This window comes from Polycladomyces abyssicola (assembly GCF_018326425.1).
In the GTDB taxonomy this organism is placed as follows: Bacteria; Bacillota; Bacilli; order Thermoactinomycetales; family JIR-001; genus Polycladomyces; species Polycladomyces abyssicola.
Window position 1 is genome coordinate 3,128,929 of record NZ_AP024601.1, and the last position, 16,979, is coordinate 3,145,907.

At 52.3% G+C, this 16,979-nt stretch carries 16 protein-coding genes; 5 read left to right on the forward strand and 11 right to left on the reverse strand.

Annotated features, from left to right (window positions below; translation table 11 throughout):
- Positions 1–133: 133 nt before the first annotated feature.
- The 5 genes from KI215_RS15500 to KI215_RS15520 all read right to left on the reverse strand — a co-directional run bounded on the left by KI215_RS15500 (position 134) and on the right by KI215_RS15520 (position 5,455).
- Positions 134–1,105: an ROK family protein gene (locus KI215_RS15500; RefSeq protein ID WP_212775242.1), complete on the reverse strand. Its 972-nt coding sequence runs from the start codon at positions 1,103–1,105 to the stop codon at positions 134–136.
- Positions 1,106–1,135: 30 nt separating this feature from the next.
- A complete protein-coding gene (locus KI215_RS15505; RefSeq protein ID WP_212773575.1) occupies positions 1,136–1,966 on the reverse strand; it encodes a carbohydrate ABC transporter permease in 831 nt (276 codons plus the stop codon).
- Positions 1,967–2,014: 48 nt separating this feature from the next.
- A complete protein-coding gene (locus KI215_RS15510; RefSeq protein ID WP_212773576.1) occupies positions 2,015–2,878 on the reverse strand; it encodes a carbohydrate ABC transporter permease in 864 nt (287 codons plus the stop codon).
- A 61-nt stretch (positions 2,879–2,939) separates the two neighbouring features.
- A complete protein-coding gene (locus KI215_RS15515) occupies positions 2,940–4,244 on the reverse strand; it encodes an ABC transporter substrate-binding protein (protein WP_212773577.1) in 1,305 nt (434 codons plus the stop codon).
- Positions 4,245–4,258: 14 nt separating this feature from the next.
- The gene (locus KI215_RS15520; protein ID WP_212773578.1) at positions 4,259–5,455 is read right to left on the reverse strand and encodes an ROK family transcriptional regulator; all 1,197 of its coding nucleotides are present in this window, start codon (positions 5,453–5,455) and stop codon (positions 4,259–4,261) included.
- Positions 5,456–5,924: 469 nt separating this feature from the next.
- On the opposite strand from KI215_RS15520, the gene KI215_RS15525 reads away from it, so the two are divergent.
- The 3 genes from KI215_RS15525 (at position 5,925) to KI215_RS15535 (ending at position 7,430) form a co-directional block, all read left to right on the forward strand.
- The gene (locus KI215_RS15525; protein WP_212773579.1) at positions 5,925–6,188 is read left to right on the forward strand and encodes a hypothetical protein; all 264 of its coding nucleotides are present in this window, start codon (positions 5,925–5,927) and stop codon (positions 6,186–6,188) included.
- Between the two features lie 187 nt (positions 6,189–6,375).
- Positions 6,376–6,747, forward strand: a complete 372-nt coding sequence (locus KI215_RS15530) for a CidA/LrgA family protein (RefSeq protein ID WP_212773580.1) — start codon at positions 6,376–6,378, stop codon at positions 6,745–6,747.
- Positions 6,744–7,430: an LrgB family protein gene (locus KI215_RS15535; RefSeq protein WP_246512144.1), complete on the forward strand. Its 687-nt coding sequence runs from the start codon at positions 6,744–6,746 to the stop codon at positions 7,428–7,430. Before KI215_RS15530 ends, KI215_RS15535 begins: the two co-directional genes overlap by 4 nt.
- Positions 7,431–7,473: 43 nt before the next feature.
- On the opposite strand, the gene KI215_RS15540 is transcribed toward KI215_RS15535, so the two are convergent.
- Both KI215_RS15540 and KI215_RS15545 read right to left on the reverse strand, forming a co-directional pair.
- Positions 7,474–8,805 carry a (Fe-S)-binding protein gene (locus KI215_RS15540; protein ID WP_246512145.1) on the reverse strand — a complete coding sequence of 444 codons (1,332 nt, stop codon included), beginning with the start codon at positions 8,803–8,805 and terminating at the stop codon, positions 7,474–7,476.
- Positions 8,802–10,211 carry an FAD-binding oxidoreductase gene (locus KI215_RS15545; protein WP_212773581.1) on the reverse strand — a complete coding sequence of 470 codons (1,410 nt, stop codon included), beginning with the start codon at positions 10,209–10,211 and terminating at the stop codon, positions 8,802–8,804. The genes KI215_RS15540 and KI215_RS15545 overlap by 4 nt, the downstream gene beginning before the upstream one ends.
- Positions 10,212–10,425: 214 nt before the next feature.
- Here KI215_RS15545 and KI215_RS15550 point away from each other — a divergent pair, with 214 nt between their 5' ends.
- Positions 10,426–11,355 carry a DUF6612 family protein gene (locus KI215_RS15550; protein WP_212773582.1) on the forward strand — a complete coding sequence of 310 codons (930 nt, stop codon included), beginning with the start codon at positions 10,426–10,428 and terminating at the stop codon, positions 11,353–11,355.
- A 114-nt stretch (positions 11,356–11,469) separates the two neighbouring features.
- On the forward strand, positions 11,470–11,856 hold the full coding sequence (locus KI215_RS15555) for a VOC family protein (protein WP_212773583.1): 387 nt from the start codon (positions 11,470–11,472) through the stop codon (positions 11,854–11,856).
- A gap of 63 nt (positions 11,857–11,919) precedes the next feature.
- Here the strand turns inward: KI215_RS15555 and KI215_RS15560 are convergent, their stop codons facing one another.
- The 4 genes from KI215_RS15560 to KI215_RS15575 form a co-directional block, all read right to left on the reverse strand.
- Positions 11,920–12,861, reverse strand: a complete 942-nt coding sequence (locus KI215_RS15560; RefSeq protein ID WP_212773584.1) for a DMT family transporter — start codon at positions 12,859–12,861, stop codon at positions 11,920–11,922.
- A gap of 182 nt (positions 12,862–13,043) precedes the next feature.
- Positions 13,044–14,675 (reverse strand): peptide ABC transporter substrate-binding protein, encoded by a 1,632-nt coding sequence (locus KI215_RS15565; protein WP_212773585.1) that lies wholly within the window; start codon positions 14,673–14,675, stop codon positions 13,044–13,046.
- A gap of 195 nt (positions 14,676–14,870) precedes the next feature.
- On the reverse strand, positions 14,871–16,538 hold the full coding sequence (argS, locus tag KI215_RS15570; protein ID WP_212773586.1) for an arginine--tRNA ligase: 1,668 nt from the start codon (positions 16,536–16,538) through the stop codon (positions 14,871–14,873).
- Positions 16,535–16,963, reverse strand: a complete 429-nt coding sequence (locus KI215_RS15575; RefSeq protein ID WP_212773587.1) for a YwiB family protein — start codon at positions 16,961–16,963, stop codon at positions 16,535–16,537. Before KI215_RS15575 ends, argS begins: the two co-directional genes overlap by 4 nt.
- Positions 16,964–16,979 lie beyond the last annotated feature (16 nt).

The window sequence follows — 16,979 nt, forward strand, 5'->3', positions numbered from 1 at the left end:
CGGATGGAAGACAGGGCGAAACGAGGGCGGCAACAGGTAGAAGAGAGGATCAATCAAAATCTGGGTAAACAATGATTACTGCTATAAACGACAATTTGAGACGGCATTCGAAATGAATGCCGTCTTTCGTTGTTTATGACGAGTCCCCTGTGCCGACTTGCTGCCTGCGATCCGTCCAAAGTGCCGCAGCACCCAATACGCCGGCATCCTCTCCCAATGCAGCTGGCACCGCTTCGCACGTTCCTCGGAACGGTGCCATCAAATAACTGTCCAACTGCTCCTGCAACAAGGGAAACAGCACATCACCTGCACGACTGACACCGCCGCCCACGACTATTTTCCCCGGATTGAAAATGTGGATCAGGTTAGACAGTCCGATTGCCAAGTAACGTACCGTTTGACGAACGATTTTTTCGGCGTGGGCATCTCCCATCCGATACGCTTCAAACACGTGTTCCGCGCGGATCACCCCACCATCTTTCGCGGCCAGTGAATGAATCAACGACGACGGATCCGTCGTTTGACCAAATTTTGCAATGGCCGTACCCGACACCAGCGACTCCAGACACCCTTGTCTACCACACCCACAAGGCGGACCTTCCGGATCGACAATCGTATGACCAATCTCTCCGGCAAACGTATTTTCGCCGCGAAACAGCCGGCCGTCCAATACCAAACCGCTGCCCACGCCCGTGCTCACGGTCAAGTAAATCATCGAGCCCTTCCTTTGACCGGCCCCGAACCAATACTCTCCCCACGCCGCGGCGTTGGCGTCATTCTCCAGCTTCACAGGTACGCCCAAACGATCCTCCAGCACCTGACGCAATGGAACATCCACCCATCCGGGCAGATTGGGGGGAGAAAACACGACACCTGAACGGGAATCCAGTGGACCGGGCGCAGCCACTCCGACTCCTTCTACGGAGGAGCGCACACCGTCGGTCAACTGGACAATTGCCTCGACCAGTCTGTCGATCACCGCTTGCGGGCCTTGTTCCACCCGTGTCTCCAACCGGATGCGGCGCAATATGGAACCGTCTTGATCCACCAATGCCCCGGCAATTTTGGTGCCACCCAAATCAATCCCCACACATAAACCTTTCATGGTCAATTCCCGGCTCAACTCCTTGATCGTTTATCCCTTCATACCGGAACTTCCGACACTCTCAATAAAGTAGCGTTGAAAAAAGAGATACAACGCGATCACGGGCAAAGCCAACATGGTATTCACTGCCATGATACTGCCCCATTGTCCTCCCTGCCCTTCCAAACCGAACAAAGTGGCCATTTGCGCCAGAGGCATCAATTGCTGATCCCGCATGACCAAAAGCGGCCAGAGCAGGTCGTTCCAAGGCCCCATAAATGTGAGAATGGCAACGGTGACCACGGCCGGTTTGGATATGGGCATCATGATCTGGAACAGAATGCGCCACTCACCCGCCCCATCGATCCGGGCAGCGTCAATCAGCTCTTGAGGGACGGTGAGGAAAAATTGACGAAAGATAAAAACCCCCAATGCGTTCACGGAAACGGGCAGGATCAGACCGGCAAATGAATTCATCCAATGCAGTTTCACCACGATAATGTACAGCGGGATCATGAGCAGTTGAAACGGAATCATCATTGTTAACAACATGATGGAAAACAGCATATCCCTTCCCCGAAACTTCAGACGCGCCAAGGCATAGCCGGCCATCGAGGTGAAAATCAATGTGATCAGCGTTACGCTCCCTGCAAATACGAAACTGTTGTACAACCCTTTCCAAACTGGGATCCGCTCGAACATGTAGCGGTAACTGTCCAGCGTGACGCGGGAAGGAATCAAATCGAGACGGAACACTTCTTCCGGTGTTTTCAATGACGCCAACACCATCCAATAAAACGGGAAAACAAACATCACCGCTCCGGCCACCAACACGGTATATAAGCATCCTTTTTTGATCATATCGCCGATTTTTCGGCCCATATCGCCTCCCCCTTCCGATGATGCATGCCACGCCGGCCCATCCTGTCTTCAATACGTTACGTCTTTTTCCAACAAACGCTTTTGAATCATCGACACGCTCAGGATGATGAGAGCCAGCACCAATCCGATTGTGGCCGCATACCCCATATCCAGACTTTGAAAAGCGTTTTTGTATATGTACATCACGACGGACAACGAACTGTTAGCCGGTCCTCCACCCGTCATAATGTACGGTTCGGTGAACAATTGGAACCCGTTGATCGTCGACAAAATCACTACCAACAACATGGCCGGGTTCAACATGGGAATCGTGATCCGGAAAAAACATTGCAACGGTGTGGCTCCGTCGATCCGCGCTGCTTCGTACAATTGTTTCGGTATGCTCTGCAATCCGGCCAAAAAGATAACGACGTAGTATCCGAGGTTTTTCCATGCGGCCACCCAGGCTATCGACGGTATCGCCCATGTTTCACTGGTGAGCCAGGGGACCGGGTGAAGACCCGCTTTTTGCAACAGCCCGTTGATCAAACCATCATCGGTGGACAACATCCAGGCCCACAAAAACGAAATAACTACCCCGGAGGTGACGACCGGCAGGAAATAGGCACCTCGGAAGAAACCTCTTCCTTTCAACGGTTGATTCAGCGCTACCGCCAAGATTAACGCCAACCCGATCTGTAGCGGAATATTGATGAGAATGAAGCGCAACGTGTTCCACAACGCTTTGAAAAACAAGTCATCGTTCAACAGCCGCTCATAGTTCTCCAAACCGACGAAGGGTATGTCCGGAGACACGATATTCCAATCGTGAAAGGTCAGCCACACGGAAAATAGGACGGGGTAAGCCATAAACACGAGCAAAAAGACCACATACGGGAGGACTAACCAGTAACCGGCCCTCTTTCCTTTCACGATTTCACCCCCTTTTTACAGGGGCAAAGGAGGGGATTCCCCTTCGCCCCGGAATGCAAGTTTATCGGGATCGTTGCAGGATTTCGTTCACCTTTCTTTCCGCATCGGACAATGCTTTCCGGGGATCTTTTTTCCCCATGACAGCCGCTTGCTGGTATTCCAATGACAAAGCGTCAAACACATCGGTGATTTTGTCCGAATCGTCAATCGCCCGCGTGTACGGGGCTTGTCGGACAAACGAGTCAAGAACGGGCTTTTGACCCAGGTACTGTTGAACGGAAGGATCTTCGGCCAGGTCCTTGCGGAACGGAATTTGCTGCGTCATTTTCAAAAACTTGACGTCATTCTGTTTACTGATCAAAAATTTGGTGAACTCCCAAGCCTCTTTCGGATGCTGGGTCGAGCGGAAAATGGCAATATTCTTCGGATCCCCGTAAGTGATGCGCAATTTCCCCGCCATGTTGTCGGGAACAGGAATGGACATGACCCCTACTTCCATTTTCGGTGCCTGCTTTTCAATATCGGCCAGCGCCCACGGTCCGGTAATCACCATCGAAACTTTTCCTTGAACAAACAGATTTTCTTTGAAGGTGGATTGCGGCGCGATTTTTTGTTGGAAAAGCGTGCGGAAGAATTGCATCACTTGCAATCCTTTCGGGTTGTTGAAATCGGCCTTTCCATTTTTCAAGAGTGTTTTCCCTTCTGTTGCGGCCAAATACCAGGGATAAAAGTCAAAGAACCGCTGCCACCAAGTTTGTTCCACGTTGGGAGCGATCGCCCAAATATCAGGTTTGCCGTCTCCGTTCGTATCGCGCGTCAGCTTGCGGGCAGCCGCGAGGAACTTGGAGTAGGTGTCCAAACCCGGTTTGTCGGGATTCAGACCGACTTCGCGAAAATGTTGTTTATTGTACAGGATCATGATCGGGTTGCCTTTCCAAGGAACTTGATACAAATGACCGTCCTTGGATTTGAACGCTTCCACGGTTTCTTTGGGAGTCCGCTTCAAAATCTCCTCCATCGCCCCGTCAATGCTGTCGATCGGCAGTAATCCCCCTGCTTCCACAAATTGTCCGATGGCACCCGGATTGATGTTGGAGCACACATCCGGTGTCGTTCCTCCCGCGATCGAGGTCAGCAACACTTCTTCCGTAGACCGGCTGGCCGGAAGTGGTTGCATTTTGACCTGAATATTGGGGTGTTTGGCATTCCACTCTTTCACCACTTCTTTGGCGAATTGTACTTCCACCGGGTTGGCAGCCGGCCAGTACGTTAGTTCCACTTTGCCGTTGTCGACTGCACCGGAAGTGCACCCGACCTGCAACAGCATCAACATCAATGCCATCACGACGATTCCTACGCGCTTCACAACAGCTCCCTCCTCTATGTGAACTGGAACGTAAAAATCTCTTCCAGCACCAATGCCGCCGCGCCCGTCATCGCCGACTTCCCACCAAGGGCGGAAGGCACGATCGCCACGTGGTCCCGGAAAACGGATATGACACGCCGTTTAGCGATGTCAGCGGCAATCTCCACCATCTTGGGATACGCTCGGGGGATTTTTCCGCCGATGATCACTTTTTGGGGTTGAAAAGCGTTCACGATCCCGCTGATCCCAATGCCCAAAATGCGGGAAGTCTCCTCCACCACACGCTGAGTCAATGGATCTCCTTGTTGAAGCGCTTCCAAAACGAGTGAAAGTGTCAATGGTTCGTCTTGAGGATAAAAGGACGAATCCGCCTCCCGTCGCAGTTCTTCACCGATCCGGCGGACCATCGCCAGCCCGGATGCCATTGCTTCCAGGCAACCATAGTTGCCGCAGTTACAACGTGGTCCGTCCAGATCAATGGTGCCATGGCCGATCTCGCCCGCACCGAACCGATTCCCCCTGTACAACTGCCCCCCGATGAGTATGCCTCCCCCGATCCCTTCGCCCACCAAAATGTAGATCAAATGATTGACATCTTGTCCAGCGCCGAACCACTTTTCCCCCAACGCCGACACATTCGCGTCTTTTTCCAGCTTGACAGGCACACGCAGTTTCTCTTCCAATCGTTGTCGGAGAGGAAACACGCCCCACCGTGGAAGGTTGGGAGGATGAATCACTTCACCCGTCTCCTCATTGATGGGCCCCGGTGCGGATACCCCCACACCGAGGACTTTGTCATACACAATCCCCGCTTGTTTGACCAGTGATTCAATCAGATCGGCCACGGATTGCACATAGTCTTCCGGTTCTCCGCTTGCAGGCGCATCCCTACGCGCCTGAGCGACAATTTGCGTCTCAAAGTTGAACAACGCTGCTTTAATATCATCCACCGACAAATCCACACCGATGACATAGAGCGCCTCTGAGTTCAGCTTGTACAACAACGGTTTCCGTCCGCCGCTGGATTTCCCCACACCACGAACGGAAAGAATGGAGGAATGTAGCAATTCCTTCACTATGTTGGAGACTGCAGGGAACGTCAGCTGAGTTCGCTCTGCGATTTGCGCAATCGAGACCGGTCCGTTCTTGCGGATATAATCGAGGATTTGTGTCTGATTCACTTGTTTGACCAGACGATGGTCTCCCCTCAATCTATAACACCTACACTTCTTTTCAAATATCATTAAATAAATCCTCTAAAATGGTATCTAACTCGTTCTTCGAACACTAGAAAATATCCTAAATCCACTTTGCACACACAAATTGAAACCAAATCTTATTAAATAACATTTAATAAGCAATTATGATTATAACATAAAGAGAATTCATAACCAATATCCATTATTCTGATAATTAATCCCCAACGCTGAAGTCGTCCATTTCGATTTTAGTCTAGATCCTACCTTACGGGTACCCGATCGCGAACTTGTAACCACGGGGGCATCCAGATTCACAAGTGGTCCTTCCCCACATCCCCCTCTGGAATTGTTCAAAAATTGTACAAATCATTTTCCTTTTCAACGAAAAAAAATCTATTATAATGAGGGTGTAATATTACCGTAATGTTTTTGTCACTCAAGCGAAATGAGACCGAATTTTTTATAAAGGAGGGGAGTCGCCATGGCAAGTTATCGGGGAATATATGTGATGGGCGGTGCCAAAACTGGCCAACCCATGGATTGGCTTCAACCCGGAGATGAAATCTCCCTTGTAACCGCCGGGAAAAACATCAAACTGTCCGTGAAAGACACCTACCGTTACGAAAATCGTCGGGTATACGTCACAGACCGTTTCGGCCTGATTTTTGCCGATGAATTGGTAGCTTATACTATGCCGGTATGGAATAAAAAAGCGTCCGTCCTCCGGAAGTCTGAAGCAATCTGAGCAGTATTTCCACTCCATACATCAGATGATCAGTTGTTTTTTTCGTAAGTTCCTGCCTGACTGTATGTCCGCGCTCGATAGGAGCATACCGATTTGCCAATTCGCCTGCCACGGAAACCACGAGCCGATTCCGCCGCCGATTCGGGAGTCGGCTTTTTCATTTTTGTATGGAGACGAGGTGACAGCAGTGAAAGTAATTCGCATTGCGGCACAAGTCTTGTTGATACATTCATTTTTTCTGATGGGAGCAGGATTCATCCAATTATCAGGGCTGCCGATCCCCGGCAATTTGGCCGGATTGGGCTTCCTGTTTACAGCACTTTGTTTGGGGTGGATCAAAGTGTCATGGGTGGAGGAGGGCGCCCGTTGGCTGTTTGCGGAACTACTTCTTTTCTTTATCCCTTCCGCCGTTGGAATCGTGCAATATCCACAGGTGATCAGCATCCACGGCTGGCCTGTCTGGCTCACGATTGCGGTCGGCACCGTTTTCGTTATGGCTTGCACCGGCTTGCTGGCCGACCGGCTAAACCGGCGAAACCGGGAGGTGACAGAATCGTGACCGATTGGACAACGGCCGCCGGCCTGTTGGGTACTGTTGCCCTTTATGCCGTTTGCAAATGGGGGTATCGCCGCAAGCCGATCATCTGGCTGTCACCGGTGGTGGTGACACCGCTCATCCTGATCGTATGGCTGAAAGGGTGGGGAATCCCCTACGCACAATACCATCAGGGGACGAAATGGCTGACCGACCTGTTACAACCGGCCACCGTCGCCTTCGCCGTCCCCATGTACCGATATCTCCCGATTTTGAAAAAGCACGGACGGGTGATCATTACCAGTGTGGGGGTCGGAACGTTTGCCGCCATCATTTCCACCCTGTACCTGTCCGTTGTAGTCAGGATCGACCGGATGATCACCCTGAGCCTGATCCCCCGGTCCGTCACCACCCCCATTGCGATGGAAGCGGCTAAGATCGTGGGAGGCGTACCCTCTCTCACTGCGGCATTCGTCATCGTCACAGGCGTCATCGGCTATGTCAGTGCCCCATATCTCATCCGCTTGCTGCACATCCGAAACCCGATCGCACAAGGCGTGATGATCGGTACAGCCGCACACGGCATCGGTACATCCAAGGCGTTTGAGCTGGATGAGCAAGTAGGCACCGTCTCCAGCCTGTCGATGATCGTAGCCGGTTTGGTGACGGTGGCCATACTGCAGATAGGAAAAGGGTGGTTTTTTTGAACAGCGGGGGTTTTAAAGGAGAGGTGACGCCATTTTTCTCATTTCATTCCACCGCCTCCATGAGTAAATCCACCAGATGGACAGCGTGCATGCGTTGTTCCAGACCCGCCCGGCGGATTCCCCATTTCATTTGCAGGAGGCATCCCGGATTGGAGGTGACGAGAATATCGGCCTCCGTGTTTTTGACATGGGTCATTTTTTCGTCCAAGATTTGTTTTGACATCTCCGGCTGGGTCAGGTTATAAATACCGGCCGACCCGCAACAGCGGTCCGATTCGAACAGTTCCACATACGTTATCCCCGGTATCCGGCGCAATATATTCCGGGGTTGGGTGACATGCATCCCGTTTCGCAAGTGACAGGAATCCTGATAGGTCACCCGACGTTGCAATCGCTTCAACGGGAGATCATCGATCACATCCGCGACGAGTTGGCTGATGTCACGCACCCGTTCGGAGAACCATCGGGCATCCTCCTCCATCCGCACGTCCCCCTGAAAATGATGGGCGTATTCCACCAGCATGGCTCCGCAGCCGCCTGCGTTGGAGACGATCCAATCCACTTTCGCTTCCCGGAAAGCCCCAATGTTATCGCAAGCCAATCGTTTGGCCGTTTCGACTTCTCCGGCATGGGCATGCAATGCTCCGCAACACCGCTGTTTATCAGGGATGACCACTTCGTAACCCGCCTTGACCAGTAACCGGGCCGTATTGCAATTGGTTTCCGTAAAAAGCACATCCATGATACAACCGCGGAACAGTCCTACCCTCCCCTTCGGCGTCCCTTCAGGTCGGATGATTTCTCCCAACTGCTCGCGAACCCCTTTGGACGATGCAAGCGGCATCACGGCTTCCATCTCCCGAATGTGCTCCGGGAACAAACGCATCAACCCGCTTCGCTGTACCAACCACCCAACTCCCCAACGCTGGTAGAGGGCCAACCACCAACCGAGCGTGCGGAGTCGATGCTGATAAGGAAAAAGGTGCTCGAAAAACAGCTTCCGCAATCCCCGGACGATCCGGGACGACGGCTCGCGAAGAGCGATGCCGGCTCGTGCCTGTTCCAGAACGCGGCCGTACTGTACTCCCGCCGGGCACGCGGTCTCACAAGCCCGGCAGCCCAGACACAAATTCATCTGGTCGGCAAATGCCTTATCCGGTTCCATCATCCCATCTGCCACCGCTTTCATCAAGGCGAGGCGGCCGCGTGGAGAAGCCTGTTCCAATCCTGTTTCCCGATATGTCGGACAGGCCGGCAAGCAAAATCCACAGCGCATGCAATGGGTCAACTCATCCTGATCCAATGTCTTTCGCAAATATTCGCCCACCTGTGCCCACGATTCCCGATCGATTGGTTTCTCCCCCACCGGTTTCACGTGATCACCACCCTCCTCCGCGTCTCTTTGGAGAACATTTTTCCAGGGTTGAGCAATCCGTCGGGGTCAAACGCCCGTTTGATCCCTTTCATCACTTCGATCCCGGATTTCCCCACTTTCCACTCCAAAAACGGTGCCTTAGCCAGTCCCACCCCGTGTTCACCAGTGATCGTCCCGCCCAAGCGGATCGCCGCATCAAAAATTTCCTCAAACGCTTTTTCCACCCGTTCGATTTCTTCCCGGTCCCGTGCATCAGTCATACAAGTGGGATGGAGGTTGCCGTCACCGGCGTGGCCGAATGTGCAGATCTGCAATCCGTACTTTTCCTTGATCCGATTGATCTGTTCCACCATCGGCGCGATCGCTGCCCTCGGAACGGTGGCGTCCTCCAGGATCGTGGTCGGACGCAATCGGGCGAGTGCGGACAAGGCACTCCTTCGCGCCGACATCAACTGCACCTCTTCCTCCCTCGACTGCGCCACCTGCACATGAGCCGCTTTTGCTTGCCGGCAAATCTCCGCGATCCGCTCAATATCCCGTTCCACAACCGATGTGGGACCATCCTGTTCGATCAGCAGGATGGCAGCCATATCAGCCGGAAGCCCGATCTTGGCGTAATCTTCGATAACTCGAATAGTCCCTTGGTCCAAAAACTCCAGCGTACAAGGTATGATGCGTTCGGCGATGATTTGCGATACCGTCCGCGCAGCTGCGTACAAATCGGTGAAATGCGCCACCATCACGCGACGGTCTTCGGGAAGAGGCAACAATTTCACCGTGGCCTCGGTGATGATCGCCAATGTGCCCTCGGAACCCACCAACAATTTGGTCAAATCGTAACCGGCCACATCCTTGGTCAACTTTCCTCCGGTACGCAGAATGTCCCCCGATGGCAACACTGCTTCCAGGCCGATCACGTAGTCCTTGGTCGTACCGTACTTTAACCCACGCAAGCCACCGGCACACTCCGCGATATTGCCACCAAGCGTGGATACGTGCATACTGCCGGGATCGGGCGGGTAAAAGAGACCGATCCGTTCCACCGCTTCATGCAACTGTTTGGTAATCAACCCAGGTTGGAATGTGGCGGTCAAGTTATCTTGGTCGATTTCGATGAGTCGGTTCATTTTGGTCATCACCATAACCAGTCCACCTCCCACCGGCACGGTTCCCGCACTCAGATTACTGCCCGAACCGCGACCGACGATGGGGATGCGATGACGGGAGGCGATTTTCATGATCGCCTGCACTTCTTCGGTACTTTCCGGAAATACCACCCCGTCCGGCATCGCTTGGTACATCGGCGTGGCGTCATAAGAATATGCCAAGCGGGACTCAGGATCGTCCCGTACGTCATCCGGTCCCACCACTGCCTGCAACTCTCGTTTCACTTCGCTTGACAGCATCTGGTCGCTCTCCTCTACTCTGTGTAAGTAAACAAAACTATAGATAATCAACATACTGTTACCTATATTTTAATATATCTGACCATTTGATCACCATTCTATCCGTTCAGTTATGCCTTAAAGTGTGACTTTTCTTTTTGTTTTCACTGGTAATAGTTGAAAGAATAATAGTATGATAGAAAAGTAGCACTTATCCATAGAAAGGAGAAAACGGATGAACATCAAGTGGCGCACACTTCTGTCGCTCACATTGATTGTCGTTCTGCTCACGGGATGCAGTGCCATCATGAACGGCGTGGCCCAAGTGGCTGCCGTGAAACCGCAACCGAAAAAGCTGACGATGGAAGAAGTGCTGTCCAAAGCAGAACAGCATTTGAATCAAAACGGTGCCCGTTATCAAGTTTCCACCTACCTCAATATGCATTTTAAAGGGCCGAAAGCCTTACATGAGGAAAATGGAGAGTTCTCCAGTACACTCAAATTTCAGGGCAATACCGACATGAGCAATGATCCTCGGTCTTTTTACGCGGAAGGGACATTTTACGCCAAAAGCATCGAAGGATTTAACGAAAAAAAAGACGAAGAGCCTATCAAAGTGTTTCACGATGGAGAACGTCTCTATATGGGTAGTGAAGAGGATTGGCGAACAATAATGGATAATTCTGACAATCCAACTCGGGGAATTTTCCCCCATCCCGCATTTCCGCTTCACAAAATGGATGATTTGTCCGGACAATGGGCTGCATGGAAAAAAAGCAAAATGATCCAAATGACCGAAACGGATCAAGCCTACATCATCGAACTGAAATTGGACGAAAATGCGGATATGGCCGCACAAGATGCGTATCTGAATGACGTGAAACCGTATATCGACAAAATGAAAGAGGAAATCGGCGAAGACGCGAAAGAGCACCGCTTCAAAAGTTTGACCCAAACCATCACCATCGACAAAAACACATTTGTACCCAAGGAAATGACGTACGAACTGCATGCCGTTTTGCCGTTGGAAGCTGACAACGGTGTCAGTGCAAAAGTAAACTTCATTCACCGGTTTGAAGCCACCTGGAAAGGTAAACACCCTGGGAAAATCCAGGTTCCTGAAGATGTGAAAAACAACGCGGAAGAAGTAACGGATATCTGGTGATAATGGTAAGTCCGCTAAGGTATGTCTGACTCATTCACAACACTGCGGGTGTGCCTTTTCCAGAGGTCAGCGAGAAGGAAAAGGCCACCCGACTCATAAAAAAGGGGGATATTCATGGCGGTACGTAAAATCGAACACGTGGGTATCATGGTAAAGGACCTGGAGAAATCCATCGCCTTTTATCGTGAGGTGATCGGGTTGGAACTCATTTCGACATTGACGCATACGAACGAATCCTTGAAATTGGCTTTCCTTGGTTTTCCCGGAGCGAAAGAAACACAGGTGGAACTGATTCAAGGCTACAATGACCAACTGCCGCAAGAGGGAAAAGTCCACCATCTCGCATTTACGGTGGACGATATCGAAAAGGAATGGGACAGACTGAAACAATTGGACATTTCCTTCATTGATGACGAGATCATCACGTTGCCCAACGGCAGCAAATATTTCTTCTTTCATGGACCGGACGGTGAATGGATCGAATTCTTTGCGCCCGCCTGATCGAACAACCAAACACACCCTCTCATTCAATTGCCGGACGGGTAGAATTATACCTCAAACCAATCAGCCAGGTGTCGTAGATCTGAAGCGTACTCCTTGAGCGTCTTGGGACACCCGGTCCGGCTGTCCCCGCAGATACCAGGCGATACCACCAATGGTCAACGCACAGCCGAGGATCTGAACCGTCGTCGCCGGCTCGCCCAAGAGCCAGAAAGCCAGCAAAATCGCTCCCACCGGCTCACCCAGGATCGCCGTCTCGATCGTGACCGCCCCGACAAACTTCAGCAACCAGTTAAAGAGTACATGCCCGAACACCGTAGGCACCAGCGACAGAAGCAGGAAAATCCCCCACTCCCGGTAGGGCCAATCAAACAGCGGCACCCCATCAGCCAGATTTATCGCCATCAGGAGAAGAGAGGCAACGCCGAACACAGTAAAGCTGTAAATCGTTGAGGACAGCTTGTTTCTGAGCTGCTCACCGATCAGCATATGAATGGCGACTGACAATGCGCCGAACGCAGACAACAGATCGCCGATCCAAGCCGTCTTGCCCACCTGCAGGTCGGCTCCGGCTACCATTACAGACCCCACCAGAGCCAGTCCCATGCCGCTGAGCGCGACGTGGCCGAACCGCTGACGAAAAACCAGAAATGCCCCCAGAGCGGTGAACAAGGGCGCTGTGTTGAGGAGTACCATCGAGCTGGCCACACTGGTATAGCGGAATGAGGAAATCCACCCCCAGAAGTGAAGCCCAAGAAACACCCCGGACAAGATAAGCCATCCCCACTCCTTACGGCTGAGCGTGGTCCAATCGCTACGGCGTTTCCACACCCAAGGAAGCATCAGCACCATGGTGATCAGCAGCCGGTTCATGCCCAGCACCCCTGCCGGCGCGTCAGACCATTTGATGAAAATGGCGGAAAAAGACACCGCCACCACTCCGACAGTCAAAAGCAGCACCCTTAACAGGGGCGACAACGCTTTCGATTCCATGCTTTCGTCCATGACTCTCTCCCTTTCCACAGAAAAAAGGCTCCCAAACAAGAGCCTCATTTCTTCACCCTGAGAATATTTCTGCACACGGACATACATGTTTACCTGTCAGTATACCACCATATCACAAAAAAGTATATCGCCCTGAAGATCTTCCCGGGTTGCTCGAATGTAAATCATCGTGGATTCCTTATTCACTTTTTCCCTTCAATAAAAGCTTCCTTCAGCGTCAAATCCGCGCCAAAGGGGTGGCGAACCATATTTTTTACCCATTTTCGCTGAATGAAAGCTTCAGACTGAAAGTCGAGCGGACTGATTACGGCATCTTCCAATAATTTTTTCTCCGCTTTCAAGTAGAGACCGATCCGCTTCTCTTCATCCGCTGTGCTTGCTGCTTGTTCCAACCATCGATCATATTCCGAAGCGGACCATTTGCCGGGATTACACGGTCCCTCCGTAGAGAAAGCCACCAGTACTCCACCCGGGTCACGATAGCTAGCACGCCACTCGTTGATTGCGATATCAAATTCTCCGCGATCCAACTGTTGAGGAAAACCGCGAAGCGGCTTGGGATCGATTTTGACTTCCACCCCCAGATTGCGGCGAAATTGATTCTGCAAAAACAACGCCACTTGTTTGTCTGTATCCGGCACCGTCATTACCACTTCTTCGGGAAAACGCTTGAGGTTCAGATCATTCATGCCTTTTCTTAACCATTCATGTGCCAGCTGGGGATCGAACCGATGCAATTCCGGCCGTTTTTCAACTATTTCTCCGGATCGTTCGTTGATGGGCAAAATGGCAGGTGGAATGACGGAGCTGGCCGGCATTGAACCATCCTTCAGCAGGTCATCGGTTAATGCCTCACGGTCAATCGCATAGCTGAATGCTTTCCGAATATGGGGATTGCGAAACAATGGATTTTGCAGATTGAACTGGAGGAATTGTACGCTGGCTGTGGGTTGCTCCTTCCAATCGGAAGTCTTTTTGTACAGATCGGCATAGATTTGATCCACCCGGGCTGTATCGGTTTGATTTGTATGGTAGAGTTGAATCCCTTCGGCCGTGTCACGAACGACAGCAGCCCTGACCGTTTCCAAAAACACCTCCCCCTTGTCCCAGTACTGCTCGTTCCGGGTGAGTATGATACTTTTTCCCCGCTCCCATCCGGAAATGCGGAACGGACCGTCATATACCAACTCCGCAGCATTTTTGCCGTAACTTCTACCCAACCGCTCCACGATGTCCGCCCGTTGCGGCAAATAGGCGGATGTCGTTGTCAGCCCCAAAAAATACGGGATCGGACGGGTCAGCGTAATACGAAGCGTTTGCTCGTCGACCACCCGAATGCCCACCTGTTTCCAACCGATCCGACCGCGGTGGTAATCCTGTGCTCCTTGAATGGGAAAAAACAGATACGCCGACCGAGAATGGGTTTGGGGGTGTAGTACCCGCTGCCACGCATAGGCGAAATCATCGGCCCGCACTGGCTTGCCGTCACTCCAGCGTGCTTCCCTGAGATGAAATGTGTACACGCGCTTGTCCGCACTCACTTCCACCTGCTGGGCGATGGCGGGTTCCGGTTTGTTGTCTTTGCCCAGCCGCATCAACCCCTCCATTACATTGTTGAGCAAGTTGACGGAATGCGGATCGATTGCGACGGCACTGTCCAATGTCGCAGGTTCTTCGTTGACGGTCAGATTCAACACCTGCTTCTCTGGATGAATCCGGTTCTGTGAGGAAACCTGGGGCAGAAGGCTGTCACAGGCGCTCAACAGCAAACTCATGGCTGTCAATATCGCGGCCATGCACAAGGGCTTCCTCATTTCATTCCTCCCTGGTGTAATCCGCTTTCTTTTTTCATTTCCTTATTCTTCTTTCTGTTTAGTACCTGATTTTTCCTCCCGTTTCTTTCGACGATTCCGGTCGAAAACAAAAGCAAATTTGGGCAAAATCCCGCTTATTTTTACATACAAAAACGTGGGTGAAACAAGTCGTTTCACCCACGCTTATAATCCGTATTACATCTTTTCCGGTGCTTCCACACCCACCAAAGCCAAACCGTTGCGAATCACCTGGGCTACGCCGGCAAACAGCGCCAACCGTGCCCGCGTCAGCTCCGCGTCGTCGCCGATGACGCGTTCAGCGTTGTAGTAGCTGTGGAACTGTGTGGCCAATTCGTACAGATAGCGTACCACACGGTTGGGCGCCAGCTGTTCTGCCGCCGTTACGATTTCCGACGGGAAGTCGGCCAGCTTTTGCAGCAGGTCAAATTCCCGGTCATCCTGCAACCGTTTCAGGGAATCGCGATCCAGTTCCAACGGGATGCCCCGTTCCTTGGCTTGGCGGAACACGCTGTTGATCCGAGCGTGCGCGTATTGCACGTAGTAGACCGGATTGTCCGTCGATTGGGAAACGGCCAAGTCCATGTCGAAATCCATATGCGTGTCGGGACTGCGCATGCCGAAGAAGTACCGCGCTGCGTCTACACCGACTTCGTCCATCAGTTCGGCCATGGTGACCGCTTTCCCGGTGCGCTTGGACATCTTGACCAACTCGCCACCCTGATACAGCTTCACCATCTGGGTAACCACGACGGTCAACTTTTCCGGATCGAGTCCAAGCGCTGCCATCGCCGCTTTCATTCGCGGGATGTAGCCGTGGTGGTCGGCCCCCCAGATGTTGATCACTTTGTCGGCCCGTGCGTATTTGTTGCGGTGATAGGCGATGTCCGGCGTCAAGTAGGTATAGGAGCCGTCCTGTTTGATCAACACCCGATCCTTGTCGTCGCCAAATGCGGTCGATTTCAACCACAGAGCACCGTCTTTTTCATAGGTATACCCTTTTTCTTTCAGTTCGGCCAGGGTTTCCTCCACTGCTCCGGATTCGTACAGGGAGGTTTCGCTGAACCAGACGTCCATCCGGACACGGAAACGCTCCAAATCTTCACGGATGCGGTCCAACAGCCGTTTCAATCCATATTCACGGAAAAACGCCAGCCGTTCTTCGCGCTCCATCGAGACGTACCGATCCCCGTCCCGATCCACCAATTCCTTGGCGATGTCGATAATGTCTTGTCCCCGGTATCCGTCTTCGGGGATCTCCGCTTCATGCCCCAAGGCCTGCAGATAACGGGCTTCCAGAGACAAAGCCAACATGCGGATCTGGTTGCCGGCGTCGTTGATGTAGTATTCCCGCGTGACCTCATACCCGGCGGCTTCCAGAATATTGCACAGGGAATCACCGACCGCAGCCCCCCGTGCATGTCCCAGGTGCAGGCTCCCCGTCGGGTTGGCGCTAACAAACTCCACGTTGACGCGTTGTCCCTGCCCTGCGTCAGTACGACCATAGGCTTCCTTTGCCTCGTCAATTTCGACGAGCACCTGGGCCAAATAGGAGCGGTTGATGAAAAAGTTGATGAAGCCGGGACCGGCCACTTGGATGTCGCGAATATGCGCTTTTTCCCGGTTGATGTGGTTGACGATTTGCGCAGCAATCTCGCGTGGATTTTTCTTGGCCACCCGCGCCAATTGCATGGCGATGTTGGTTGCCAAATCCCCATGTGAACGGTCGCGCGGCACTTCCAGCATCACTTCAGGAATCTGTTCGGCCTGCGCGATGCCCGCACTGATCACTGCTTGGCGAATCTCCTCTTTCAGTGTTTCCTTCATGCGTTGAAAGACATTCATGGTCGCTCCGTACCCTCCGTCCACTCAATCTGGAGTTGATATTGTCCCATCTCTTCCTCCCCCATATGCAACCGGAAAGAGAAGAGAATCACCCCGCCGTTGTCTCGTTTGTCACGCCGGTAATCCAGCGTCCTCACCCGCATTTCGCTTTCCCCCGCTGGGGTGTGGATGAGGCTGCCCGTCTCGTGTCCGGGGCGATAAGTTTGACGGTAAGTGATCGCTCCTTGGCGAATGACGGTTACTTCGTTTTCTCCCGCCTTCACCACAGTACGCACTTCCTCCGCGGTCCCCTTGTTTTCCCAGTATCGCAACACCCACTGCCCGTCTCGAACCTCAAATTCTCCCACTTCGTTCTGCTCAATCGCGTCATCCCATTCGTCTTTAGACTGAATGGTTGATCGAATGTGCAAGTGAACAGGGATCACGGCTTACGCCCCTTTC